The sequence below is a fragment of the Actinoplanes sp. NPDC089786 genome, assembly GCF_040684855.1.
Lineage (GTDB): Bacteria > Actinomycetota > Actinomycetes > Mycobacteriales > Micromonosporaceae > Actinoplanes.
In genome coordinates, this window is record NZ_JBFBGU010000001.1 from 1,899,558 (window position 1) to 1,923,976 (window position 24,419).

General features: G+C 71.4%; 26 protein-coding genes. 10 read left to right on the forward strand and 16 right to left on the reverse strand.

The features are described 5' to 3' along the window. Window positions 1–143: 143 nt before the first annotated feature. The 6 genes from AB0O15_RS09120 to AB0O15_RS09145 form a co-directional block, all read right to left on the reverse strand. Window positions 144–653, reverse strand: a complete 510-nt coding sequence (locus AB0O15_RS09120; RefSeq protein ID WP_364316060.1) for a hypothetical protein — start codon at window positions 651–653, stop codon at window positions 144–146. Beyond that, a complete protein-coding gene (locus tag AB0O15_RS09125; protein WP_364316063.1) occupies window positions 650–1,387 on the reverse strand; it encodes a hypothetical protein in 738 nt (245 codons plus the stop codon). The genes AB0O15_RS09120 and AB0O15_RS09125 overlap by 4 nt, the downstream gene beginning before the upstream one ends. A gap of 1 nt (window position 1,388) precedes the next feature. Then, a complete protein-coding gene (locus AB0O15_RS09130) occupies window positions 1,389–2,423 on the reverse strand; it encodes a hypothetical protein (protein WP_364316066.1) in 1,035 nt (344 codons plus the stop codon). Between the two features lie 148 nt (window positions 2,424–2,571). Continuing rightward, window positions 2,572–3,099: a hypothetical protein gene (locus tag AB0O15_RS09135; RefSeq protein ID WP_364316069.1), complete on the reverse strand. Its 528-nt coding sequence runs from the start codon at window positions 3,097–3,099 to the stop codon at window positions 2,572–2,574. Window positions 3,100–3,281: 182 nt separating this feature from the next. Next, a complete protein-coding gene (locus AB0O15_RS09140) occupies window positions 3,282–3,908 on the reverse strand; it encodes an ATP-dependent Clp protease proteolytic subunit (RefSeq protein ID WP_364316071.1) in 627 nt (208 codons plus the stop codon). Window positions 3,909–3,987: 79 nt separating this feature from the next. Beyond that, entirely contained in the window at window positions 3,988–4,119 is a 132-nt protein-coding gene (locus AB0O15_RS09145; RefSeq protein ID WP_364316074.1) for a hypothetical protein, read from the reverse strand. 127 nt (window positions 4,120–4,246) lie between these two features. Between AB0O15_RS09145 and AB0O15_RS09150 the strand changes: the two genes are divergently transcribed. The 4 genes from AB0O15_RS09150 to AB0O15_RS09165 are packed head-to-tail and all read left to right on the forward strand — an operon-like array spanning window position 4,247 to window position 7,866. Beyond that, the gene (locus AB0O15_RS09150) at window positions 4,247–5,203 is read left to right on the forward strand and encodes a helix-turn-helix domain-containing protein (protein WP_364316077.1); all 957 of its coding nucleotides are present in this window, start codon (window positions 4,247–4,249) and stop codon (window positions 5,201–5,203) included. Further along, complete coding sequence (locus AB0O15_RS09155) at window positions 5,200–6,555, forward strand: glucose-6-phosphate dehydrogenase (protein ID WP_364316079.1); 1,356 nt, start codon at window positions 5,200–5,202, stop codon at window positions 6,553–6,555. Before AB0O15_RS09150 ends, AB0O15_RS09155 begins: the two co-directional genes overlap by 4 nt. A gap of 43 nt (window positions 6,556–6,598) precedes the next feature. Next, complete coding sequence (locus AB0O15_RS09160) at window positions 6,599–6,928, forward strand: DUF6204 family protein (protein ID WP_364316081.1); 330 nt, start codon at window positions 6,599–6,601, stop codon at window positions 6,926–6,928. Then, the gene (locus AB0O15_RS09165; protein WP_364316083.1) at window positions 6,925–7,866 is read left to right on the forward strand and encodes an aminoglycoside phosphotransferase family protein; all 942 of its coding nucleotides are present in this window, start codon (window positions 6,925–6,927) and stop codon (window positions 7,864–7,866) included. The genes AB0O15_RS09160 and AB0O15_RS09165 overlap by 4 nt, the downstream gene beginning before the upstream one ends. Window positions 7,867–7,961: 95 nt before the next feature. On the opposite strand, the gene AB0O15_RS09170 is transcribed toward AB0O15_RS09165, so the two are convergent. Further along, complete coding sequence (locus AB0O15_RS09170; RefSeq protein ID WP_364316085.1) at window positions 7,962–9,023, reverse strand: hypothetical protein; 1,062 nt, start codon at window positions 9,021–9,023, stop codon at window positions 7,962–7,964. Window positions 9,024–9,053: 30 nt separating this feature from the next. Between AB0O15_RS09170 and AB0O15_RS09175 the strand changes: the two genes are divergently transcribed. Together AB0O15_RS09175 and AB0O15_RS09180 are read left to right on the forward strand one after the other, a co-directional pair. Further along, window positions 9,054–9,713, forward strand: coding sequence for a helix-turn-helix domain-containing protein (locus tag AB0O15_RS09175; RefSeq protein ID WP_364316087.1), 660 nt, complete (start codon window positions 9,054–9,056; stop codon window positions 9,711–9,713). Then, window positions 9,710–10,303, forward strand: coding sequence for a chloramphenicol phosphotransferase (locus AB0O15_RS09180; RefSeq protein ID WP_364316090.1), 594 nt, complete (start codon window positions 9,710–9,712; stop codon window positions 10,301–10,303). Before AB0O15_RS09175 ends, AB0O15_RS09180 begins: the two co-directional genes overlap by 4 nt. Here AB0O15_RS09180 and AB0O15_RS09185 read toward each other — a convergent pair. Both AB0O15_RS09185 and AB0O15_RS09190 read right to left on the reverse strand, forming a co-directional pair. Beyond that, on the reverse strand, window positions 10,300–10,677 hold the full coding sequence (locus AB0O15_RS09185) for a hypothetical protein (protein WP_364316093.1): 378 nt from the start codon (window positions 10,675–10,677) through the stop codon (window positions 10,300–10,302). The two genes, AB0O15_RS09180 and AB0O15_RS09185, sit on opposite strands and share 4 nt — an antisense overlap. A gap of 105 nt (window positions 10,678–10,782) precedes the next feature. Then, window positions 10,783–11,445, reverse strand: a complete 663-nt coding sequence (locus AB0O15_RS09190; RefSeq protein ID WP_364316095.1) for a GNAT family N-acetyltransferase — start codon at window positions 11,443–11,445, stop codon at window positions 10,783–10,785. A 38-nt stretch (window positions 11,446–11,483) separates the two neighbouring features. Between AB0O15_RS09190 and AB0O15_RS09195 the strand changes: the two genes are divergently transcribed. After that, on the forward strand, window positions 11,484–12,290 hold the full coding sequence (locus tag AB0O15_RS09195) for a nuclear transport factor 2 family protein (RefSeq protein WP_364316098.1): 807 nt from the start codon (window positions 11,484–11,486) through the stop codon (window positions 12,288–12,290). Here the strand turns inward: AB0O15_RS09195 and AB0O15_RS09200 are convergent. Continuing rightward, complete coding sequence (locus AB0O15_RS09200) at window positions 12,270–14,141, reverse strand: propionyl-CoA synthetase (protein ID WP_364317151.1); 1,872 nt, start codon at window positions 14,139–14,141, stop codon at window positions 12,270–12,272. The two genes, AB0O15_RS09195 and AB0O15_RS09200, sit on opposite strands and share 21 nt — an antisense overlap. Before the next feature lie 34 nt (window positions 14,142–14,175). On the opposite strand from AB0O15_RS09200, the gene AB0O15_RS09205 reads away from it, so the two are divergent. Continuing rightward, entirely contained in the window at window positions 14,176–14,706 is a 531-nt protein-coding gene (locus AB0O15_RS09205) for a GNAT family N-acetyltransferase (protein ID WP_364316101.1), read from the forward strand. Here AB0O15_RS09205 and AB0O15_RS09210 read toward each other — a convergent pair. Beyond that, window positions 14,695–15,093 carry a hypothetical protein gene (locus AB0O15_RS09210; RefSeq protein WP_364316104.1) on the reverse strand — a complete coding sequence of 133 codons (399 nt, stop codon included), beginning with the start codon at window positions 15,091–15,093 and terminating at the stop codon, window positions 14,695–14,697. The genes AB0O15_RS09205 and AB0O15_RS09210 overlap by 12 nt on opposite strands. 95 nt (window positions 15,094–15,188) lie before the next feature. Between AB0O15_RS09210 and AB0O15_RS09215 the strand changes: the two genes are divergently transcribed. After that, window positions 15,189–16,265 (forward strand): histidine kinase, encoded by a 1,077-nt coding sequence (locus tag AB0O15_RS09215; protein ID WP_364316107.1) that lies wholly within the window; start codon window positions 15,189–15,191, stop codon window positions 16,263–16,265. Further along, complete coding sequence (locus tag AB0O15_RS09220; protein WP_364316110.1) at window positions 16,262–16,912, forward strand: response regulator transcription factor; 651 nt, start codon at window positions 16,262–16,264, stop codon at window positions 16,910–16,912. Before AB0O15_RS09215 ends, AB0O15_RS09220 begins: the two co-directional genes overlap by 4 nt. Here the strand turns inward: AB0O15_RS09220 and AB0O15_RS09225 are convergent. From AB0O15_RS09225 to AB0O15_RS09245, 5 genes are read right to left on the reverse strand one after another with little or no spacing between them, the layout of a single operon-like run. Next, complete coding sequence (locus AB0O15_RS09225) at window positions 16,909–18,015, reverse strand: aromatic ring-hydroxylating dioxygenase subunit alpha (RefSeq protein ID WP_364316113.1); 1,107 nt, start codon at window positions 18,013–18,015, stop codon at window positions 16,909–16,911. The two genes, AB0O15_RS09220 and AB0O15_RS09225, sit on opposite strands and share 4 nt — an antisense overlap. Further along, window positions 18,012–19,160 (reverse strand): N-methyl-L-tryptophan oxidase, encoded by a 1,149-nt coding sequence (gene solA, locus AB0O15_RS09230; RefSeq protein ID WP_364316115.1) that lies wholly within the window; start codon window positions 19,158–19,160, stop codon window positions 18,012–18,014. The genes AB0O15_RS09225 and solA overlap by 4 nt, the downstream gene beginning before the upstream one ends. An 11-nt stretch (window positions 19,161–19,171) precedes the next feature. After that, a complete protein-coding gene (locus AB0O15_RS09235) occupies window positions 19,172–21,661 on the reverse strand; it encodes an FAD-dependent oxidoreductase (RefSeq protein ID WP_364316117.1) in 2,490 nt (829 codons plus the stop codon). Beyond that, entirely contained in the window at window positions 21,643–22,608 is a 966-nt protein-coding gene (locus AB0O15_RS09240) for an ABC transporter substrate-binding protein (RefSeq protein WP_364316119.1), read from the reverse strand. The genes AB0O15_RS09235 and AB0O15_RS09240 overlap by 19 nt, the downstream gene beginning before the upstream one ends. Next, window positions 22,605–24,416, reverse strand: coding sequence for an ABC transporter permease subunit (locus AB0O15_RS09245; RefSeq protein WP_364316122.1), 1,812 nt, complete (start codon window positions 24,414–24,416; stop codon window positions 22,605–22,607). Before AB0O15_RS09245 ends, AB0O15_RS09240 begins: the two co-directional genes overlap by 4 nt. Window positions 24,417–24,419 lie beyond the last annotated feature (3 nt).

Here is a 24,419-nt window from a genome sequence, read left to right on the forward strand (position 1 = left end):
GTTGAATGCGCGAGAACGGGTCCGAGATCGCCGATCTGCAACAGCTGCCGGACGCCCAACACGGCCCCGCGAGGTCCCACCTGCGGGACATCAGCGACCGCACCCCCTGACTTCCGGCGACGGGGACGCCCTGTCCGCCTGACTCAGGCCGGCGCCTCGCCGGGCTGGGGCACGAGGGCGCGTAGCTGTTCCCACGGCGGGACGTGGACCAGGCGGCCGGTGTCGTCGAGGATGCAGGCGGTCAGCATGGCCTCGAAGCGGGCCAGGTCGAGGCGGACGATGTCCGGTGGGTCGGCGACCGTGAAGTTGCGTTTGTACCAGCAGCGGTACGGGTCGAAGAACACGCACACCTTGGGCTTGCGCGGGGTGTCGTGGACCGTGCAGCGCGACTCGGCCGCGTCGAGCAGGCCGCAGGTCCGGTGGGTCAGGTGTTGCCAGGTGCCGTCGCGGGCGACGATCAGCTCGGTGCCGGGGAAGCCGAGCAGGTAGCGGACGTAGTCGAGGTCGGTGAAGGTCTGTGGGGTGGGATGTGGGGTCAGGACGATCCGGCAGCAGGGCGCCGAGCAGCCCTCGCACGGGTTGGCCTCGGCCATCTCACTGAACGAGCGGGCGTTGCGCCCGATCGCCTCGATCGGGACGAAGGTGCTGGTCATGGCCTGCTCCAGGCGTCGGGGTCGGGGCCGAACACGGTCGGGACCCGGTCGCCGATGCTGGGTTTGACCCCCCACAGCGCCCGGAACTCGTCGTCGCCGGTGCGATCCGTGATGGCGGCCAGCGCCTCGGTCGCGGCCGCGCGCTCGTCCAGCAGCCAGAGGGTGACCGCGGCGTAGGACGCGGTCGCCGGATCGGCCGTCTCGGCGGCGGCCCGGTGGACGACCGGTGACGCCGAGCGCAGTTTCTCGTCGCCGATCGCGCGCAGGGCGCTCGACCGCCCGGCCTCGGCCGGGTCGCCTGCGACGGCGGCGAGCGCCTCGGCCCGCGCGCCCGGGTCGGTGGGCAGCCCCGCGAACCAGCGCGCCACGCCGATGTCGGCGTCGAGGTCGGCGGTGGCCCACGCGGGGACCACCGCCCCGGGTACGTCCAGCGGACCGCCGTCGAGGGTGCCGAACATCAGCAGGCGATCACCGTCCCCGGGCCGGGGACGGTGTGGGGGAGAGCCGGTGGCCGCCGGCTGGGGCAGCGCCAGCGGGATCGGCCCGTGGCCGGGGTCGCCCTTGAGGATCTCGTCGACGGTCAGGGCCTCCCGCGCCGCGTCGAACCGCCCGGCCGCGACCACCTCGGCGGCGGTGCAGCGAGCGCCGATGGTCCAGCGGGTGACCCGGGCGAGGTAGCCGAGCCAGTCCGCACCCCGGTCGGGGAACGCCACCACGGGCAGCACGACGGCCATGTCAGTACACCACCAGCGCGGCCGACGACGTGGTGCCGATGCTCGTGGTTCCGTTGTCGATCGCGTACGTGATCTCGCCCGCCTTGTTCACCGAACGTGTACCCGCGCCGAACGAATGCCAGCCCTTGGTGTCGCGGTCGAACGTCTTGGAGTAGAGCGTCTCGTAGATGGCGGCCCACTTGGTCTGATCGTGGCCCAGGCCGGGGTGCGTGAGCTTGGCGGTGATCCGGTCCTTCACCTTCTGTTCCGCTTCCGCCTGCGTGCCGGTGGCGGGGAAGACCTTCCCGATGACATGGTCGGTCAAGACGGTTTCGGCCTCCTTGATCGAGATGTCGCGGGCCTGCTTGATGTCGTTGGAGTGTTCCCCCTCAGCCTGCCCGTCCCGGGCCGAGATGGCGGCGCTGATCTGGAAGAACACCGGCGCGCCGCCCTCCTTGATCTTGGTCGCGTGCCGGCCGGCGCCGAGGTACAGGCAGCGGCTGTCGCCCTCGTAGTAGTGCTGGGTCCAGGTCGGTGTGCAGGCCCAGCTGGGCGGCCCCATCCCGCCGGGGGCCGACGCCACGGCGCCCAGGTCGAACTGCGGCGCCTTGGCCGTGGCCCGGGGCAGGGTCGTCACGCCGGCCACCCAGTCGCTGTTGGCGCCCGCGGCGGTCTGGATGTTGTTCAGCGAGTCGACCGCGGGAGCGGCCAGGGCGTGGGCGGCGTCCTCCTGGTCGGCCGCGCCGAGCGCCGCCCACGAGACCGACGCGGGCCCGGAGAGGCCGCCGCCGGTGGAGACGGCCGCCGCGGGCGAGGTCTGTACGGCCGGTTCGTGTTCCTCGGCCCCCGGCTCCGCGGCCTGCTCGGCCCCGGCCGGCGGGATGATGAAGCACTCGGGGTCGGTCTCACCGGCCGAGCGTTGCAGCATGCGGGCGACCGCACGATTGCCGGCCGTCATCTGCAGGCGTAGCAGCGCCGCCGCGGGCGATCGGGGCGCCACCGCGCCGGTGCGCCGCTCGGCGCCCTCCTCGGCGGCGTGATCGGCTGTGTGGCGCATCGTCGCCTCCTGACCGGCTCACCCGGAGGGGCCCGCCTGGAACGAGTTTCCGCCCGTCACATCACTGTGGACAAGGACCGTCCGGGCAGTCGCCGCTGTCGGATAGTGGCCCCCCGTCGCGGCGGGGGACCGGGAGCCGGCCGGTGGCTCAGCGGTGGGCGGGCTGGTGAGCGGCGGCCGTCGTGGCCGGGCGGAGCCAGAGCGGGATCAGGCCGGCGCCGACCAGGATGGCCGACAGGGGCAGCAGGTCGAGGCTGATCGGGATCGTGGTGAAGCCGGCCAGGACCAGGATCGGCGACCAGACGGGCAGCCGGCGGGCCACGACGTGGCGGATCAGCAGGGTCAGCAGGCCCAGCTCGAACAGCAGCGGGCCGAGGATGCCGACCACGGCGGGCGGGTCGTAGAACGTGGCGACGATGTCGTGGGTGATCACCAGCAGGAAGAACAGCGAGCCGACGGCCGTGACCACGGTGGCGGCGGTGGTCAGGAGGCCGGGCCGGGCACGGCGCAGGCGGTCGGCCAGGAGGGTGAAGAGGACGATGGCCACCCAGAAGGCCGCGTGGCCGATGGTCCACGCCGGGCCGTTGCCACGGTCGCCGTCCAGGCCGTCGGCCCAGCGGCACACTCCATAGGCGAGCATGAGCGCCGGGGCCGCGTACGCGAGGAATTTGGTCATGCCGGGAGCCTCGCGCGGGCCGACCGCCTAGAGCCATCGGGGTTTGCCCGGTGCCGACCCCCAGCTAATGCACCAGGGTGACCCGCCCGGTGTCGAGGTCGTAGCGGGCGCCGGTCACGCGCGGCTCGCCGGCCGCGACGTAGGACGAGGGATGGATCTCCCTCGTTCCAGCAGGCCCCCGCTCAGGCGCCGGCGGTCAGCAGGCTCTTCTTGCGGCTCGGCAGGACCACGTCGACGATGCCGTACTCCTTGGCCTCTTCGGCCGTCATGATCTTGTCGCGGTCGATGTCACGCACGACCTGCTCGAGCGGCCGGCCGGTGCGCTCGGAGAGCAGGTGTTCCATCTGCTGGCGCATCCGCATGATCTCGCGGGCCTGGATCTCGAGGTCGGTGCCCTGGCCCTGGGTGCCGCCGAGGGCCGGCTGATGGATCATGACGCGCGAGTTGGGCAGCGCCAGCCGCTTGCCGGTCGTGCCGCCGGCCAGCAGGACCGCTGCTGCGGAGGCGGCCTGGCCCAGGCAGACCGTGGTGATGTCGGGCCGCACGTACTGCATGGTGTCGTAGATCGCGGTCATCGCCGTGTACGAGCCGCCGGGGGAGTTGATGTAGATGGTGATGTCACGGTCGGGGTCGGTGCCCTCGAGCGTGAGCAGCTGGGCCATCACATCGTTGGCGGACGTGTCGTCCACCTGCACGCCGAGGAAGATGATGCGGTCCTCGAACATCTTGGTGTACGGGTCCTTGGACGCTGTCCCGTACGAGGTCCGCTCGGTGAACGACGGCACCACATAACGACTCTGCGGGTTCATGCTCCGACACTAGGCAGGCGGGCCGGTTTTGGCCCGCCTGTTCGCCCTGAGCGTGTTCGCCGAGAGCTGAGTCGGTCGTTCACTCCCACCGCGCCCGGCGCATGCCGTCGGATGAGGGCTTCCAGTCGGCGCTGTCCCGGCTGTCGGCGACGAGCCCGAACCGGGCGGCGAGGGCGATGAGGACGAGGAAAAGCAGCACGCCGATAGCCATGGTGATCACTCCTGAGCTGGGGTTTTGTTGCTTACAGGAGAAAGCATGCGCCGGTCCGTGGCGGAGGGACAGTGGCAGTGATGCCACACATCTACAAAATCCTGCCAAGGCCGGTTAGGCTGTCGGCATGTTGCGGAAAGTGGCCGTCATCGCCCTCGACGACGTCGCCGTGTTCGAGCTCGGCGTGATGTGTGAGCTGTTCGGCTACGACCGCACCGCCGAGGGGCTGCCGGGGTACGAGTACGCCGTCTGCACCCCGGGCGGCGCTCCCGTCCGTACCCATGCCGGGTTCTCGATCGTCCCCGACCACGACCTCGCGCCGGCCGACGACGCCGACCTCGTCGCGGTCGTGCCGCACGACACCCTGGCCGAGCCGCCGGCCGAGGTCCTCGACGTCCTGCGCCGCGCCCACGACCGCGGCGCCTGGGTGATGAGCGTGTGCACCGGCGCCTTCGCCCTCGGCGCGGCCGGCCTGCTCGACGGGCGCCGCTGCACCACCCACTGGCGGCACACCGACGAGCTGGCCCGGCGGTTCCCCGAGGCCAAGGTCGACCCCGGGGTGCTGTACGTCTCCGACGGCAACATCCTGAGCAGCGCCGGCACCGCCGCCAGCGTGGACGCGGGACTGCACCTGATCCGGGAGGAGCAGGGCTCGGCGGTGGCCACCGCGATCGCCCGGCGGATGGTCGTGCCGCCACACCGGGACGGCGGCCAGGCCCAGTTCATCGAGTCGCCGGTGATGCCGGTGCAGTGCGACACGCTCCAGCCGGTGCTCACCCGGGTGCTCGAGTCGCTGCACGAGGCCCACACCGTCGAGACGATGGCCGACCAGGCCCACATGGCCCCGCGTACCTTCGCCCGGAAGTTCCGGTCCGAGACCGGCGTCACCCCGCACGACTGGCTGACCGGCCAGCGGCTGCTGCTCGCCCGGCGCCTGCTGGAAGACTCCGACCTGGGCGTCGACAGCATCGCCGTCCGGGCCGGCTTCGGCAGCGCCGCCACCCTGCGCCACCACTTCGCCCAGCGGATGAGCACCACCCCACAGGCGTACCGGGGCACGTTCCGGGGAACCATCCGCGCATGACCCAACCCACCGTGTTCGTGCTGTACGGCGCCACCGGCGACCTGGCCCGCCGGATGGTCCTGCCGGCGTTCCACACGCTGGCCGAGGCGGGCCTGCTGCCGGCGAAGTGGATGCTCGTCGGCAACGGCCGCGGCGACGTCGCCCACGACGAGTTCCAGCGCAACGTGCACGAGGCGCTCGACGGCAAACCGTCCCGGGCCTTCCTCGACCGGCTGCGCTTCGCCGGCGGCGGCTTCGACAACCTGCGCCCGGTGATCGAGGAGGCCCATCGCGAACTCGGCACCCGGGCCCAGCTCGTGCACTACCTGGCCATCCCGCCGGTCGCGTTCCCCGAGACCACCCAGGCGCTCGGCGACCTCGGCCTGGCCAAGGGCGCGAGGGTCGTGTACGAGAAGCCGTTCGGCACGTCACCCGGCGGTTTCCGTACGCTCGACCGGCTGGTCCACCGGGTGCTCGACGAGGATCAGGTCTACCGCATCGACCACTTCCTCGGTAAGGAAGCCACCCAGCAGCTCCACGTGCTGCGCTTCGCGAACGAGATGTTCGGCGCGATGTGGGACCGGCACCACATCGAGAGCGTGCAGATCGACGTGCCCGAGACGCTCGACGTGGCCGACCGGGCCGGCTTCTACGACGCCACCGGCGCGGTGCTCGACATGCTGGTGACCCACCTGTTCCAGGTGGCCGCCGAGGTGGCCATGGAGCCGCCGGCGTCGTTCGCCGCCGCCGATCTCCAGGCCGCCCGCGAGAAGGTCATCCGCTCGTTCCGGCCGCTCGACCCGGCCGAGGTGGTGCTCGGTCAGTTCGAGGGCTACAAGGACATCAAGGGCATCGCGTCGCGGTCGCGCACGGACACGTACGTCGCGGCCCGGCTGTGGATCGACAACCCGAGATGGCGCGGCGTGCCGTTCCTGTTGCGCACCGGGAAGCGGCTCGCGCAGAGCGCGCAGCAGGTCTCCCTCGTTCTGCGTACGCCGGACGGCCCGTTCCGCGATCTGCCCGCGCGCGGCAACGTGCTCACCTTCTCGCTCGCCGGCAACGGTGAGATCGACACCACCCTGCTGGCCAAGAAGCCCGGCGTCGCCCTCGGCCTGGAACCGGCCTCGGTCTCGCTGCCGCTGGCGTCGCTTCCCGACGCGGAACCCCTTCCCGCGTACGCCCGGCTCATTCACGACGTCCTGCTCGGCGACCGGTCCCTGTTCACCCGTCCCGACGGTCTCGCCGCGGCGTGGAAGGTCGTGACGCCCCTCTTGGAGAACAGGCCGAGGCTGATCCCGTACCCGCCGGGGTCGTGGGGTCCGCCGAAGGCCCGCAAGCTGGCCGCACCGCACGGCTGGCTCCTGGGCGGTTGAAATTCGCTGCGCGGTCGCGGCCGCGCGGCTACCGTCGGCCCTCATGACGATCCGCGTCACCGTCCGCGGTGCCTTCGCCGACCTGACCGACGACCAGCGCGCGGCTCTGGTGGCCGACCAGGCGTCGCACGACTACCTGCACACCACCTACACCCCCGAGGGTCACCTGACGTACGACCTGACGGTCCGGCCCAGCTTCGCCTTCCGCTTCGCCCTCTCGGCCGAGGACGCCGCCGCCGCCGCGACGGAGGCCGAACTGGCCGCGATCGGCTGGCTGGAGGAGCGCGGCTACGCGTACAAGCACCTCAAGGTCCAGGCCGTCGACATGGCCGAGGTCCCGCTGGGCGCCCGCGGCCGCAAGCTGTCCCGGTGAGCGTCCCGGTCCCGAAGCGCGACGAGGTCGGCGAGGACCAGGTGCGCCGGCTGGTCGCCGAGCAGTTCCCGCAGTGGGCCGGCCTGCCGGTGACCCGCGTCGCCGCATCCGGCTGGGACAACCAGACCTTCCACCTCGGCGACCGCATGTCGGTGCGGCTGCCCAGCGCGGCGGAGTACGCGCAGGCGGTCGCCAAGGAACACCGCTGGCTGCCGGCCCTCGCCCCCCACCTCCCGCTGCCCATCCCGACGCCGCTGGCCTGCGGGCAGCCCGGCGCCGGCTACCCCTTCGTGTGGTCGGTCTACGGCTGGGTGGACGGCTCGCCGGCCACCGCCGACCAGATCGCCGACCCGGTCCGGTTCGCGACCGACCTGGCCGGCTTCCTGGCCGCCCTGCGAGCCGTGGACAGCGACGGCGGACCGCGGCCCGGCCTGCACAACTGGTTCCGCGGCGGCCCGCTGGCCACCTACGACGAGCAGACCCGGGACGCGCTGACCAGGCTGACCGGCCACATCGACGTCGCCCTGGCCCGCGCGGTCTGGACCGCCGCCCTGGACGCCACCTGGGACGGCGTCGACCGCTGGTTCCACGGCGACGTGGCCGACGGCAACCTCCTGCAGCGCGACGGACAACTGGCGGCGGTCATCGACTTCGGCACCTGCGGCGTCGGCGACCCGGCCTGCGACCTGGTGGTGGCCTGGACGCTGCTGACCCCCGAGGCCCGATCGGCGTTCCGCTCACGGCTGGCCGCCGACGACGCCGAGTGGTCCCGGGGCCGGGGCTGGGCCCTGTGGAAGGCCCTGATCCTGCTGGCCGACAACCCGGCCGACGTCGGAGCCGCCCGCGTCCTCGACGAGATCCTCAGGTCCACGGATCGCTGGTCGAGCCGGCTGGGGAGCCGGGCTACGAGCGGGTCCCCACCACCGTCCGTACCCTGAACGGCGAGTTGAAGGCGTCGATCTACGTCCTGCGTACGAAGGACGCGCCCACTCCTCGACCACGCGACTGACGTGCGGTCCGCCCGGGCCGGCGGCTATGCCGCCGGCTTTGTGGTGTCCCTTCGGTTACGCGAGCGGCCGTAGTGGTCGGCGACGGTGGTGAAAGCGGCTTTCGGTTCCCAGGGCATGTCGGGGTAGGTGTCGCCGCGGCGGTTTTCGAAGACCTTGACTATGGCGGGGCTGGCTATGTCCAGGTCGTCCCGGGGGTCACCGTCGGGGCGGTGCGGGTAGTTGTCGAGGGCGAACAGGTGGACAAAGGTGCTGTCCACGCCCTCGGTGTCGAAGATCTCCAGCATCTCGGCCAGGTAGGTGGCCTGCTCCTGCTCGTCGCGCTGGTAGTCGCCGTTCAGGCGTCGGGGGCGGCCGGTTGATTCGTCGTGCTCGACGATTGCCATGCTCTGCGGGGCCACGGCGGCGGCGCCTCGCCAGGTGGCGGTGCTGAAGCCGGTGACGGCAACCGGCCTGGGCTGGGCCGTCAACGTGCGGACGGCCTCGCGGAACTGGGGCTCGACCTCGGCCGAGCGGATCAGCTCGTAGGTGATGATGTCGAACCGGCTCCAGTCGACGCCCTCGAACTGGATCGCGGCGTAGGTGACCGGGCCGTGGAAACGGGTGCGGATCTCGGCCACGGCCTGGCCGAGGAAGGTGTCCAGGGCAGCCCGCGCCTGGGCGATCCGGCGGGGGCGGGCGGCCGGGTCGGCGAACAGGGTGGCCAGCCGGTCGTCCAGGCGGGCGCCATCCACGAAACCCGGGTTCATGATGGTCAGCTCGACGCCGGCCACGAAGACAACCTCGGCACCGTTCGCGCGCAGGCGTTCGGCCCGGTCGGCGCAGTCGGCGAACAAGGTCTGGATCTCGGCCGGGGTCTGTTCGATGGGGTACGGCGAGAACCAGATCTCCAGGCCCAGGCCGGCCGCGTGCCGGGCGGCGAGCTCCAGCCGCTCCGGGTCGCCGCCGACCAGGTGGACGGCGGTGCAATGCAGATCGTCCCGGATGATCGTCAACTCTCGCCGGACACGAGCGGGGTCGAGGTGGTCGATCGAGTTGTGGCCGTCGACGACAAATCCGGTGTTGTACGCGATGCCTTTGGCGCGCATGGCCCTCCTTGAAAGTGCGTGAGCGCAAGTTTGCGTGCGCGCATTCTTTCTGTCAAGGTGGGACACGTGACGGGTTTGCGGGAACAGAAGAAGCAGGCCACCCGAGCGGCGCTGGGCGCGGCGGCGCTGCGGCTGGCGTGGGAACGTGGGCCCGAGAACGTGCGGGTGGACGACATCGCGGAGGCCGCGGGAGTGTCGACGCGGACCTACAACAACTACTTCTCCAGCCGTGAGCAGGCCATCGTCGCGGCGGTCATCGCCGACCGCGAGTCGCGGGTGGCGGCGGCCGTCGTCGGCCGGGATGCCGATGTCGGGCTCGGTGAGGCGGTGATCGACGCCGTGGCGGGGCAGTACGAGGACGAGGGCGGGCGGGACGCACTGCTGATGATCACGGGCAGCCCGGCGCTGCGTGCGTGCTACATCGACACCGTCGCGGCGATCGAGGATCCGCTCGCCGAAGCTATCGTGGAGCGTTGCCCGGGCGTCGACACGCTCACCGCGCAGGTGCTGTCGGCCGGGGTCGGCGCCGCCGTCAAGGTGGCTCTTCGTCAGTGGCTGCGGCCGACCAGCATGCCCGGCTTCGTCATGGTCTCCGGCTCCGTGACCGATCTTCTGCGGACCGCGCTGACGCCGCTCCGCCCGGCGCTGGAGGCCGCCGGGGATACGGAAGTCAGTAGGTGTCGGCTGTGAGCGGGCAGATCGTGATCCTCAACGGGCCGCCGCGCTCCGGGAAGTCGAGCATCGTCTCGGTGATCCAGGAGACGTTCGACGGCGTGTGGATGAACCTCGGCGTGGACGCCTACATGCGGATGACACCGCGCAAACTGCAGCCCGGCATCGGTCTGCGGCCCGGCGGTGAGCGGCCCGACCTGGAGCCGTACATCGTCGACTGGTACCGCGCCCTGTACGAGTCGATCGCCGCCCACAGCCGCCTCGGCCTCAACGTCGTGGTCGACGCCGTGCACCACGACCACTACTCGACCGCCCGGCACGTGCTGGGCCGGTGCGCGCGGCAACTCGACGGGCTGCCGGTGCTCTTCGTCGGGGTCCGGTGCCCCGTCGAGGTCGCCCTGGCCCGGCGGCGAGCCACGTGGGGCGGCGCGGGCTTCACCCCCGGTTCCGGGGTACGCCACCCGGTCGAACTGTGGCACGAAGCCGTACACCAGCCTGGCCTCTATGACCTGGAGGTGGACACCTCGGCGCTGACCCCGGCGGAATGCGCCGCCGTGATCGCGCAACGTCTCGGATCACCGGCTGACGCCTTCCGGCAGCTGGCCTAGAACACCATGTACCAGCGGGCGTCCTGCCGCGACAGGCTGAACGAGTCGCGGTAGGTCTCCTTGGTGCTCCAGTTGCGCAGGGTCAGGTCGACCGAGGTGGTGCCGGCCATCCCGATGCCGCGGAACTGCATCGTGTCGTAGTCGAGGTGGCGCCCGCCCAGGCGGTCGAGCCGCTCGGCGATCGCCCGGTCGGCGTCGGCGCCCGGGGCCACCAGATCGTCGACCTGGTCGGGGTCGTCGGCGTTGAGCGCCTCGATGTACGCGCTGACCACGAGCCACGGGTCGTTCTCGTCCGGCTTCGGGCCGCCGCCCCCGCACCCGGCCACGAGCAGCGTGGCGGCCACGAGGCCGGTCGCTCGCATTCGGACACTCACGCGCTCACGATAGCGATCCGAACCAGGCATTGCGGCCCCGAATACCGTCAGGACCTACCACTGCCACGAACGGTGGGACGCGCATGCTGAGCTGGTCCTGGGACTTCAGGCGAGGCGGAGGCTCAGTTGGGTGCCCAGTTCGGTGAAGCCGAGCGCCCGGGCCACCCGGCGGGACGGCTCGGGGCGGGCTCGCCACTGGGGCAGCAGGCCGGCTTCGAGGGCGTCGGCCACGGCGGCCGAGGCGACCGCCCTGGCCAGGCCCCGGCCCCGGAACGGCTCGGCGGTCAGCACGCTCAGGTGGGCGACGTCGGAGGGCCAGCGCCGGTAGCCGGCCGCCGCCACGACCTGCCTGCCCGCGCGGATCACGAAGGCCGGCGAGGTGATCTCGTCGAGGCCCGCCTCGCCGGCGTCTTCGGGCGAGGCCACCAGCGACTCCCACGAGCCGGTCGAGACGTCGGACGTGTCGGCGGGGCGCAGAGCGGAGCAGTACGCCAGCGTCGCCGGGCCCAGGAACTCGTCGACCGGCAGCCGCGCGCGCAACGCTTCGGGCGAGGTCCACTCCGGGACCGGCAGGCCGGCCAGCGCGTCGCGCAGCAGGGCGGCCGCGGCAGGGGTGGGGGCGGTGACGACGGCCTTGTTCTCGATGGTCACCACGCCGGACCAGCCGGGTGGGCAGAGCGCCGAGCCGGGCGACACCACCACGTCGCCGCCGAAGGTGGTCGGCACGCCGGCCAGGGCGGTCCACAAACTTTGGATCCTCGGCTGCATCAGCGATGAGTTTCCGGAAGGAGCGGGGTTACAGGGGCATGACGAACAGCGAGAACGAAGTCAGGGAACTGGTCGTGCGCTGGGCGGCCGCCGTCCACGCCGGTGAGATGGATGTGGTGCTGGATCGGCATGCCGACGACATTGTCATGTTCGACGTGCCGCCGCCGTACCAGGGGGTGCGCGGCCTCGACGCCTACCGCGAGTCGTGGGTGCCGTTCTTCGTCTGGCAGGCCAGCGGGGCGGTCTTCGAGATCGTCGAGCTCACCGTGGTCGCGGGGGAGGACGTGGGGTACGCGTACGCGCTGGTGAAATGCGGGATGCCGGACGAGATCGGGGCGCAGCGGCTGCGCCTGACGCTGGGCGTACAGAAGAAGGACGGGGTCTGGGTGGTGCAGCACGAGCACCATTCGTTCAGCGACGAGAGCGGGATCGGAAGCGACGGGAGCGGGATCGGAAGGGACGACAGCGGGATCGGCGCCGGCGAGATCAAGGAGATCCACGAGGGGTGGTCACGCGCCACCGAGGCGAAGGACCTGGACGCGATGATGGCGAGCATCGCCGGCGACGTCGTGTCCTACGAGCACCAGGAACCGATCGAGTACCGGGGCGCCGACGCCGTCCGCGAGTCGTGCCGCGCCGGCCTCGAGTCGACCGACGGCAAGGTCACCTTCACCACGCCCGACCTGACCATCCACGTGGCCGGCGACCTGGCCGTCGCGTGGGGGCTCAACCACATGAGCCACGACGGAGAACCCGACCTCTCCCGGGGTACGCGCGTCTTCCAGCGCCGCGGCGGCACGTGGCAGATGATCCACCAGCACGTGTCATACCCGGTCCCCGCGTAGTACCGGAGTCAAGGCGTCGAGCACGGCCGGGTCCTCGATCGTCGACGGCACGGGCTGGTCCCGGCCGTCGGCGATGCCGCGCATCGTGCCCCGCAGGATCTTGCCGGAGCGGGTCTTCGGCAGCCCGGCCACGACGTCGACGCGCCGCAGCGCCGCCACCGCGCCGATCTGCTCGCGGACCAGCGCGACCAGATCGGCCGGGTCGACGGTGGCGCCGGCCTTGAGCACGACCAGCCCGCGCGGCACCTGGCCCTTGAGATCGTCGTGCACCCCGAACACCGCGCACTCGGCCACTGCCGGGTGTGACGCCAGCACCTCCTCCATCGCGCCGGTGGACAGCCGGTGACCGGCCACGTTGATGACGTCGTCGGTGCGGCCCATCACGTACAGGTAGCCGTCGGCGTCGAAGCGGCCGCCGTCGCCGGTCAGGTAGTTGCCGGGGAACGCCGACAGGTAGGACGCGACGTAACGTTCGTCGTCACCCCACAGGGTCGGCAGGCAGCCGGGCGGCAGCGGCAGGCCGATGACGATCGCGCCGTCGGCGCCGGCCGGCACGTCCTCGCCCGAGCCGTCGACCACCCGGACGCGGTAGCCGGGCACCGGGAACGACGGTGAGCCGGCCCGGGTCGGCAGCTCCTCGAGGCCGCGCGGGCCGGCCGCGATGGGCCAGCCGGTCTCGGTCTGCCACCAGTTGTCGATCACGGGTACGCCGAGCCGGGCCCCGGCCCACGCGTAGGTTTCCGGATCGAGGCGCTCGCCGGCCAGGAAGAGGCACTTCAGCGTGCTCAGGTCGTACCCGCCGAGCAGTGTGCCTTCGGGATCTTCCTTCTTGATCGCGCGGATGGCGGTCGGGGCGGTGAACATGACGGTGACGCCGTGTTGCGCGACGACCCGCCAGAAGGCGCTCGCGTCCGGCGTGCCCACCGGTTTGCCCTCGTAGAGCACGGTGGTGGCGCCGGTGAGGAGCGGGGCGTAGACGATGTACGAGTGGCCGACCACCCAGCCGACGTCGGACGCCGCCCAGAACACGTCGCCGGGCCCGGCCGCGAAGACCGCTTTCATCGAGTAGCGCAGCGCCACCGCGTGCCCGCCGTTGTCCCGGACGACGCCCTTCGGCCGGCCGGTCGTGCCCGACGTGTAGAGCAGGTAGAGCGGGTCGGTGGCGGCCACCGGGACACAGTCGACCGGCGCCTGGTCGCGGACGGCGTCGGCCCAGTCGACGTCACTCGCACCCAGCGCGAACGGGTGCTGCGGCCGCTGCAGGATGATCCGGCGCGACGGCCGGTGGGCGGCGAGGTCCAGGGCCGCGTCGAGCATCGGCTGGTAGGGCACCACGCGGGCCGGCTCGATGCCGCACGAGCTGGCCACGATCACCGTGGGCCTGGCGTCGTCGATGCGCGCGGCCAGCTCCTTCGCCCCGAAGCCGCCGAACACCACCGAGTGCACCGCGCCGATCCGCGCGCAGGCCAGCATCGCGACGACCGCCTCGGGCACCATCGCCATGTAGATCACGACCCGGTCGCCCCGCTCCACACCCAGGTTCCGCAGGGCGCCGGCGAAGACCGCGACTTCGTCGCGAAGTTCCCGATAGGTGTACGACCGGAGCACGCCGGTCACCGGGCTGTCGTGGATCAGCGCCGGCTGCTCGCCGCGTCCCGCCTCCACGTGCCGGTCGAGCGCGTTGAAACAGGTGTTCAGCTCGGCGTCCGGATACCACCGGTAGATCGGCGCCGCGCTGTCGTCGAGGATCCGCTCCGGCGCCCGGACCCAGTCGATCGCCTCGGCCGCGTCCCGCCAGAACCCGATCGGGTCCCGCATGCTGCGCTCGTACGCCTGCCGGTAGTCACCCATCAGCTCATCCTGCGCGCCGTTCACACTTGACGCCATGCGGTTCACGATCAGCCCGGCCACCCACGCCGACCTGCCCGCCCTGCGGCCGTTGATCTCGTCGGCGACGGCCGAGCTCCTGCGCCCGTTCCTGACCCCCGACCAGGTGGCGTCCAGCCAGGCGATCATGGGCCTGGACACGCAGCTGATCGACGACGGCACCTACTACGTGGTCCGCTCCGGCGACGCCTACGCCGGCTGCGGGGGCTGGAGCCGCCGGGCGACGATGTACGGCGGGGACCACTCGGCCGGGCGGGACGCCGCGCTGCTCGACCCGGCCACCGAACCGGCCCGCATCCGGGCGATGTACACCCACCCGTCCTTCACCCGCCGCGGCGTCGGGCGTCTCATCCTCACCCACTGCGAGCAGGCGGCCGCCGCCGAGGGCTTCACCACCCTGAGCCTGGTGGCCACGCTGGCCGGGCGGCCGCTCTATGAGGCGGCCGGCTACCAGCCGCTCGAGCACCTGACCGACGCGTCCGGCGGCGCGCCCGTCCCGCTCGTCCGCATGCGCAAGTCACTGCGTTGATCGCCGGCCGCGCAGGTGGTCCAGGCCCCAGGCGATCAGGCCGGTTACGGCGCCGGTGAGGAGACCGGTGAAGAGGCTGCTCACGAAGGCGAACGCGCGCAGCACCACCTCGGGGGCCCGGCTCGCCGCGTCGGCCGTGATGGCGTGGTCCCAGAAGATCTGGTGGGTCAGGGCCAGCCCGAGGCCGTAGATCGCGCCGACGATGAGCAGGCTGAGGAACGGCTTCGCGGTGGCGGTGAGGACGGCCGCCGCCACCCAGGCCAGCAGGGGGACGAAGACGAAGAGCAGGTTGACGAACGTGCGCTCGTGGATGACGTCGAGGTCGTGCAGGACGGCGCGGGGGACGGCCAGCAGCGCCAGCACGATCATGGCCCAGGGCTTCAGCATGCGCCGAAACTAGGCGCGGCGTCGCGGGCTGCCATCCGTACCCGGGCGATGCTTCTGTCGACCCTCGACGACATCACGGGGCGTTAGGTTGAGGCATGGACCGACGCACCCCGTGGCTGGTGGACGCGCTGCTCGGGCTGGCCGTGACCGGGTCGCTGGCCGCGGTCATCTCGTCGCGGCAGGGTGGCACGCACGGGCCGGACGCGCTCGCCTACCTGTGGGCGGCCGGCCTGGGCGCGCTGATGTTCGCGCGGCGCACCCACCCGCGCGCGGTGCTGCTGGTGACCGCGTTGGGGCTGTTCGCCTACTACGCGGCCGACTACCCGGCCGTCGGCATCGCGGTGCCGGTGGCGGCGGCGCTGTTCTCGGCGGCCGAGGCGGGCCGGCTGACCGAGTCGATCGGCGCGGCCGCCGGCGTCCTGGCCGTGTCCCTGCTGTACCGGCTGCTGGAGGGCCAGGACGTCGCCTTCGTGCTCGGGTACGACCTGGTGCCGCACGTGGCCCTGATGGCGGCCGCGATCGCGCTCGGCGACGGGCTGCGCAGCCGCCGCCGGCAACGCGCCCAGCAACGTGAGCTGGCCGCGCTCACCGCCCGTGAGGAGCGCCTGGCCATCGCCCGCGACCTGCACGACTCGATCGGGCACACGATCTCGGTGATCTCGCTGCACGCGGATGTCGCCCGGGAGGCGCTCGGTCCCTCGTCGGAGGGTGCGGAGGTCGCGCTGCGCCGGATCAAGGACGCCACCTCGGACACGATGCGTGAGCTGCGCCGGACCGTCGGGTTGCTGCGCGCCGACGAGCCGCTGTCCCTCACCGCGCTCGATCCGGTGCTCGACGCGGCCCGCTCCGCGGGATTCGATGTGTACGCCGACATCGCCGTCGCCCCGGGAACGCTGTCGCCTTCGGTCGACGTGGCGGCCTACCGCATCGTCCAGGAGGCGGTGACCAACGTGGTCCGCCACGCCTCGGGCGCGAGCCGGGTCGACGTGGTCGCGACGGTCACCGCCGGCCGGCTGCGCCTGACGATCAGCGACGACGGGCCACCCTCCGGCGGCCGGGGAACCGGCCACGGCCTGGCCGGCATGGCCGAGCGTGCGGCGGCCGTGCACGGCTCGCTGGACGCCCGGCACGAACCGTGCGGCTTCATCGTCACCCTGGAGGCTCCCGCGTGATCCGCGTCGTGCTGGTCGACGATCAGATGCTGGTCCGGGCCGGGCTGCGCGCCCTGCTGCAGAACGACCCCGGGATCACGATCGTGGCCGAGGCGTCCGACGGGGTGCTCGGTCTGGCCGAGGTCGGCCGCCACCGGCCCGACGTGGTGCTGATGGACATCCGGATGCCCGGCGGCGACGGCCTGACCGCCACGGCCAAGATCGTGGCCGACGAGTCCCTGTCCATGGTCCGCGTCCTGGTGCTGACCACGTTCGACGCGCCGGACGAGATCGACGGCGCGATCCGGGCCGGCGCCGCGGGCTACCTGTTGAAGGACGCGGGCTCCGACGACCTGCGCCGCGCCGTGCACACCGTCGCCGAGGGCGGCAACGTGATGTCCCCGTCGGTGACCCGCCAGGTCATGCAGCGGGTGGCCGCCCAGACCCCGCAGCCCACGCCCGACCCGCGCCTCGCCCGCCTGACCGACCGCGAGCGCGCCGTCCTGGCCCGCGTCGGCCTGGGCGAGACCAACCAGGAGATCGGCGCGGCCCTGTTCCTCAGCCCGGCGACCGCCCGCACCTACGTGAGCCGCCTGATCACCAAGCTGAACGCCCGCGACCGCACCCAGCTGGCCGTCATCGCCCACCGCGCCGGCCTCACCGCTTAGGCGAGGCGCTGCTTGACCCAGTCGTGGAAGGCACCGATGTGGTGCTCGCTCGGCACCAGGACACCGCCCGAGCGGTAGCCGCGGGAGGCCATGCCGGGCTGGCAGCGTTCGCAGGCCTCGAAGTCCTGGCGGTTCACCCGGTCGAAGAGCTCGACCGACGCGCCCAGGTCGGTGCCCGAGTCGACCACGTCGGGGCGGAACAGCCAGTCGCACTCGATGATCGTGCGGTCGGCCGCCAGCGGGAACATCCGGTGGAAGATCACGTGGTCGGGGACCAGGTTGATGAAGACCTGCGGCTTGATCGTGATGGCGTAGTAGCGGCGGTCCTGGTCCTCGGTGATCGTGTCGATCGCGGCGACACCGGCGCGCCCGTCGACCGTGAAGCCCTCGACGGCCGGGCCGAACTCGGCGCCGTGGCCGACGTAGTACTGCGCCGCGTACCCGCCGGCGAATTCGGGCAGCACGTGGGTGAGCTCGGGGTGGATGGTCGAGCAGTGGTAGCACTCCATGAAGTTCTCGATGATCAGCTTCCAGTTGGCGGCCACGTCGTAGCGGATGCGGCGGCCGACGGTCAGCTCGTCCAGCCGGTAGCGGTCGATCGAGGCCAGGTCGCCGAGCCGCTCGACGCAGGCGCCCATCACGTCGTCCTCGAAGGACGGCGGCTCGTCGGCCAGCGCCACCCAGACGTAGCCGAGCCACTCGCGCACGTGCACCGGCCGCAGGCCGTACTCGACGCGGTCGATGTCCGGCATCTTGACCAGATTGGGCGCGGCGACCAGCTTGCCGTCCAGGTCGTACGCCCACGCGTGGTACATGCAGCGGAAGGTCCGTTTCACCGCGCCCTGTTCCTCGACGCAGAGCTGGGCGCCCCGATGCCGGCAGACGTTGAGGAAGGCGCGGGCGGCGCCGGACGACGAGCGGGTGATCAGGATGCTCTCCCGGCCGACCCGGGCGGTCCGGAACGCGCCGGGCGTGCCGATGTCCGACGACCGGATCGCGCAGAACCACATCTGCTCGAAGACGCGGTCCTGCTCGAGAGCGAAAACGGAGGGGTCGGTGTAGTGGTGGCCGGGGAGGGTGGGGATCAGCGAAGGAGCGGTCACGACGGGATCACCTCTGTGAAGCGGCGGGGGTCGAACAGCGAGATGGGGTGCCGGGTGGTGCCCGTGGTGGCCAGGTCCGCGACGATCTCGCCGACCACCGGCACGAACTTGAAGCCGTGCCCGGAGAAGCCGCACGCGACGGTGACCGCCTCGTGCGCGGGGTGCCGGGCGATGACGAAGTGCTCGTCCGGGCTGTTGCTGTAGAGGCAGGTCTTGGCCTTGAGGAACGTGCCGGGCAGATCGGGCAGGTGGCTCCCGGCGGCGGCCGCCATGGCCTCGATCTCGGCCGGGTGCACGTCGCGGTCGATGGTCTCCGGCGTCGTCACGGCGCCGCGGCGGAAGAACGCGATCTTGGCGCCGCCGGCCGGTCCGTCGATGGCCGGGAACCCGTACACCTGGGTGCCGTCGGCCGCCTCCCAGACGTAGATCGGGTGGTCCTCGAACGGCCCGGTCCCGCCGGTCGGCTGGAACCAGTACTGCACCTGCCGCTCGATCGTGAACGGCACGCCCAGGTCGGTGAGCAGCTGCGGCGCCCAGGGGCCGGGCGTGACAACGAGCTGGTCCGCCCGAAATGTCCCATCAGCGGTCACGACTTCCACCCCGCCGGCCGGCAATGAACTCCAGCGGAGGGCGGGCGTGTTGAACAGCAACGAGGCGCCGGCCGCCGCGGCCAGGGTCAGGTGCGCCGAGACGGTTTCCTCCGGCCGTACAAAACCGGCGTTGTCCTCGTAGAGCGCGACCTCGTCCGGCTCCGGGCTCAACGTGGGGAACCGCTTGCGCAGGTCGGCCGCCGACAGCATCTCGTGCGGGAGCCCCCACTGCTCGGCGCTGGCCAGGCTGCCCGAGACGGTCCGGCTGGACGGCAGCCCGCACATCACGCCGCCGGTCCGCCGGATGACCTCGCGCCCCGAGTCCCGGGCCAGCTGGTCGAACAGCTCGTACGCCCGCAGCAGCAGCGGCACGTAGTCCGGCCCCTCGAAGTACGACTGCCGGGTGATCCGTGACCCGCCGTGGCTGGCGCCCTGATCGTGGGCCGGCCCGAACTTCTCGAGCCCGAGCACCCGGTGCCCGCGCGCGGCCAGATGGTAGGCGGTCGCGCTGCCCATGCCCCCGAGCCCGACCACGATCACGTCATAAGCCGCCACGCGGGACCTCCCTAACGCCTGATCCGCTCCATCTTCGGGTCGACCAAGGGCTCCTCGGCGACGGTGGCGGAAAGCAGCCGATCAAAATATCCGATTTGTACGCGCGTCCCCGGCGTGGCGACCGACGTTGGCAACCACCCGTAGGCGATCGGTGACCCGATGGTGTGACCGTATGCGGCGCTCGTTACGAATCCAACCGCTGTCCCGGAAACAACGATCGGTTCCTTGCCCATCGGCACACAGCCCTCGTCGTCGAGCACCAGGCAGGTCAGCTTCCGCGTCGGCTCGTCCGCGGACAGCGCGGCCCGGCCGACGAAGTCACCGGCGTCGAGGCGCACGGCGAAACCCAGACCGCTCTGGTACGGGTCATCCTCCGGCGTCATGTCCGTGCCCCAGAGCCGGTAGCCCTTCTCCAGCCGCAGGCTGTTGAACGCCGCCCGCCCGCCGGCGATGATCCCGAGCTCCTGCCCGGCCGCCCACAGCGTGTCCCAGAGCTTCAGGCCCTGATCCGCGCTCGCGTAGACCTCCCAGCCCAGCTCACCCACGTACGACACCCGCAGCATGGTCACCGGAACCGTTCCGATGTGCCCCTGCCGCGCCTTGAAGTACCCGAACGCCCGGTGCGACACGTCGATGTCGGTCAGCGGCGCGACCAGGTCCCGGGCCAGCGGCCCCCACACGCCGAGCCCGCACGTCCCGCCGGTGATGTCCCGCACCGAGACTCCCGCCGGCACGTGCCGCCGCAACCAGTGCAGGTCAAGCATCCCGTTGACGCCCACCTGGAAGCGGTCCTCGGCCAGCCGCGCGACCGTGATGTCGGAGAGGATCCCGCCGCCTTCGTCCAGCAGCAGCGTGTAGACCACCGTGCCGACCGGCTTGTCGACGTTGTTCGTGGTCAGCCCCTGCAGGAACGACACCGGCCCGACGACCTCCAGCCGCATCAGCGGCGTCATGTCGTAGAGCGCGACCCGTTCCCGGGTAACCCGGGCCTCGGTGGCGGCGACCGGCGACCAGTGCCGCCCCGACCACGAGTCCCGCACCAGCCCCCTTTGCTCTGCGCACTCATACTCACCCCCCGCCTGACCTGCGGTCTCGGCATTTGGGGGTGCTTTCGTGGTGGATGGCGCGGTGGCGTCGGACGCGTCGGCCGAGGTCAGGACGTTTTGGGAAGGGGGTGAGTATGGGTGCGCAGAGCAGAGCGCCGAGGTGGACTCGTACCAGAGCGGACGCTCCCAGCCGGCGCCCTCGCCGAAGACCGCGCCCAGCGCGACCTGCCGCGGGTGGAAAGCGCTGGTCCGCACGTCGCGCACGGACGGCGGGTCGAGCGGGTGCAGGATGTCGTAGACCTCGACGAAGCTCCGCACCGACCGCTCGTGCACGTAGGCGGGGGAGAGCTGCGCCTCGTGGAACCGGTTGAGGTCGCATTCGTGCAGGTCGAGGGACGGCCGCCCGTCGACGATCCACTCGGCGACGACGCGACCGACCCCGGCCGAATGCGTCACCCAGACCGCCTCGGCCGACCAGAACCCGCGCACCACGGGCGACTCGCCGAGCAGCGGGAAACCGTCCGGCGTGAACGAGAAGACGCCGTTGAAACCGGAGGCGACGGACGACGACCGCAGCGCCGGCAGCAGGTCTTGCGCCGCCGCCCAGGACGACGCGAAGTCGGCCGGGGTGAAGGCCAGCGTGGAGTCCTCGATCGCGGACACGTCGATCGGCATCGGCGGGTGCAGGTAGGAGCCGACACCCAGGTGCCCGTCCGGGTAGGAACGGAAATAGAGGTCCTGGTCCTGGTGACGCAGGATCACCGAAGGTGTGCGACCGACGGCGGAGGTGTGCGCGTACTGATGGGCCATCGGCAGCAGCGGGATCCGCACCCCGGCGAGCGCGCCGACCGACGGCCCCCAGAAGCCGGCGCAGGACACCACGATGTCGGCCGGGAAGAACGTGTCGGAGGTCTGGACGCCGGTGACGCGGCCGTTCTCGACGGCGACGGAAGCGACGCGGTGGAAGGGCAGGAACACCGCGCCGCGGGCCTGAGCCCGCAGCGCCTGTGCCTCCCCGGCGGGGACGGCCCGAGCCAGGCCGTCCCCCGGAACGTGCAGGCCGCCGAGGACCGACTCCCCGAGCAGCGGGTACAGCGCGCGACACTCGTCCGGGCTGAGCAACCCGGACGAGATGCCCCACGATTGGGCGAAGCCGTGCCGCCGGTGCAGCTCGGCGAGCCGGGCCGGCGTGGTCGCCACTTCCAGGCTGCCGACCTGGTCGAAGCAGCCCAGGTCGACGTACTTGTCCACGGTGTACTGAGCGAGCCGGGCCATGGTTCGCGAGGGGTTGGTCTGGAACACCAGGCCCGGCGCGTGTGAGCTGGAGCCACCGGTGGCATACAGCGGCCCCTGCTCGAGCACGGTCACGTTGGTCAGACCGCGCAGGGTGAGCTCGTCGGCCAGCGCACAGCCGACGATGCCCGCCCCGACGATGACTACTTTGCGGGAAGCCACGCCTTCCACTTCGCCTCGTTCTCCTTGACCCACTGCTCGGCGGCCTTGTCGGCCGACATGCCCTGGTTGGTGATGTAGTCGGAGACCTTGTTCTGGTCGTCGTTGGTCCAGGAGAAGTTCTTGATCAGGGTGTACGCCTCGCCGCCGGTGTCGGCGAACTTCTTGCTGGCGATCTTGTCCAGCTTGTAGTCCGGGTAGTCACAGGCGACCTTCTTCGGGTCGGCGTCACAACCGGGGGTGTAGGCCGGCAGCTTCACCCGCGCGTACTTCTCCTTGGAGAACAGCCACTGCGGCTCGTAGAAGTAGAACAGCAGCGGCTTCTTCTGCGCCGTGGCCTGCTGCGCCGCCTTGATGATCGCCGCCTCGCTGCCCGAGAAGACCACCTTGTAGTTGAGCTTCAGGTTGGTCACCAGCGCCGCGTCGTTGGTGACGAACGACGGGTCGCCGTCCAGCAGCTGACCCTTGCCGCCGGACTCCGAGGTCTTGAACAGGCCGGCGTACTTGTTCAGGTTCTTGCCGTCGGTGATGTCCGGGTACTTGTCGACCATCCACTGCGGCACGTACCAGCCGATGTTGCCGTTGTTTCCGGTGGGGCCGACCTCGACCGCCACCTTCTTCTCCTCGATGTAGGTCTTCTTCAGGTCGTCGTGGCCCCAGTTCTCCACGATGACGTCGACCTCACCGGTCTCGAAGCCCTGCCAGGAGATCTCCTCCTTGAGGTTCTTCTTCTCCACCTTGTAGCCCAGCTCCTTCTCGAGGAGGTAGGCCAGCACGGCCGCGTTCGCCTCGTACCCCACCCAGGGGTTGATGGCGATGTTGACCGTGCCCTTCTCGCCCTTCGAGGCGCCGTCGGACGCCGCCCCCGCGTCCGACTTCGCGCCACCGCACGCGGCGGTGAAAGCGAGACTTGCCGCCGTGAGGGCGGCGGCAAGGATGCGAATCTTCATGACCGAAAAACCTTCTTCCGTTGGGAGAAACCCTGTGTGAGCCGGTCGAGGAGGATGCCCAGCAGGACGATCGCGAGGCCGGCGGCCAGACCCTGGCCGAAGTCCTCGCGTTGCGAGAACCCGGCCACCACGTCGTAACCCAGTGCGCCCGCGCCGACCAGTCCGCCCACCACGACCATCGCGAGCACCATGACGATGCCCTGGTTGGTGGCGAGCATGAGGCCGCCGCGGGCCATCGGGAGCTGGACCTTCCAGAGCAACTGCCGCGGGGTGGACCCGGCCGAACGGGCCGCCTCCACCACGGTCGCGGGCACGTCGCGGATGCCGCGTTCCACCAGCCGCACCACCGGCGGGACCGCGTAGATCACCGCGGCCACGATCGCGGTGAACCGGGTCGCGCCGAACAGCGCGACCGCGGGCAGCAGGTAGACGAACGAGGGCATGGTCTGGGCCGCGTCGAGCAGCGGGCGCAGGCCGCGGGCGAAGCGGTCGTGCCGGGCCGCGAGCACCCCGAGGAGCAGGCCGAACAGCAGCGTCAGCACGGCCGCGACGAGCACCGTGGCCAGCGTCTGCATGGAGTGCTGCCACAGGCCCAGCCCGGACAGCCCGGCCGTGGCCAGGGCCGCGATCAGCCCCGAGCGCCAGCCGCCGGTCAGCGTCCCGAAGGCCAGCACCACGGCGACCAGCAGCCACCACGGCGTCGTCACGAGCAGCGACTCGAGCGGGTTGAGCAGGGCGGCGGTGATCCCGTTCTTGATCGCCTCGGTGGCGTCGTACCAGTGCAGCTCGGCCCAGCCGGTGACGTCGTTGACCGGCGCCGCGAAGGAGAACCGCCAGTCGCCCGGGAAGTCGTTGGTGAACCCGATGACCAGGGCGGCGACCAGGACCACGGCCGGCGCCACGAGCCAGATCCGGCGGACCCGCCGGGACGCCGCGTTGGTCGTCACCCGGTCGAGCACGATGGCCAGCACAACGATGGCCAGGCCCGCGTCGAAGGCGGCGCCGACGTTCACCCGCTCCAGCGCGACCACGATGTTCAGGCCCAGGCCGGGCGCGTCGATCAGCGCGGTGACCACCACCATGGACAGCGCCATCATGATCGTCTGGTTGACCGCCAGCACCAGCGTCGGCCGGGCCATCGGCAGGCGGACCTTGCGCAGCACCTGCCAGCGGGTCGAGCCGAGCGCGGTGGCCGCCTCGACCGTGGTAGCGGACACCTCGGAGATGCCGAGCTGGGTGATCCGGATGGTGGCCGGCACCGCGTAGATCAGCGTGGCGATGATCGCGGCCGGCTCGCCGATCAGGAACAGCAGGGTCATCGGGGCGAGGTAGGCGAACGTGGGCAGGATCTGCATGACGTCGAGCACCGGCCGCATCGCCGCGCCGACCCACCGCACGCGCGCGGCCAGCACACCGAGCGGCACGCCGATCAGCACCGCCAGCACCACCGCGGACAGCGTCAGCACCAGCGTGTCGACGCTCTCGGTCCACAGGTCGAGCAGGCCCAGCGCGACGAAGCCGCCGACCGCCAGCAGCGCGCTCCGCCACCCGGCCAGCACCAGCGCGATCGTCCCGGCCGTCGCGATCAGGCCGATCGCGCCCAGCCCGTACAGCAGGCTCTGCACCGCGCCGACCAGCACCACCACGCCGAGCCGCAGGTAGTTGACGCCGTACAGGAAGACCGGGCTGGTGTCCCGGTTCTGGTCGACCCAGGTCCGCACGTCGGTCAGGAACCGGAACGCCCACGCGTCGTCGGAATCGGCCGCGCCATCGGTCCGGAAAATCAGATAGGCAACGATCGAGACCAAGAT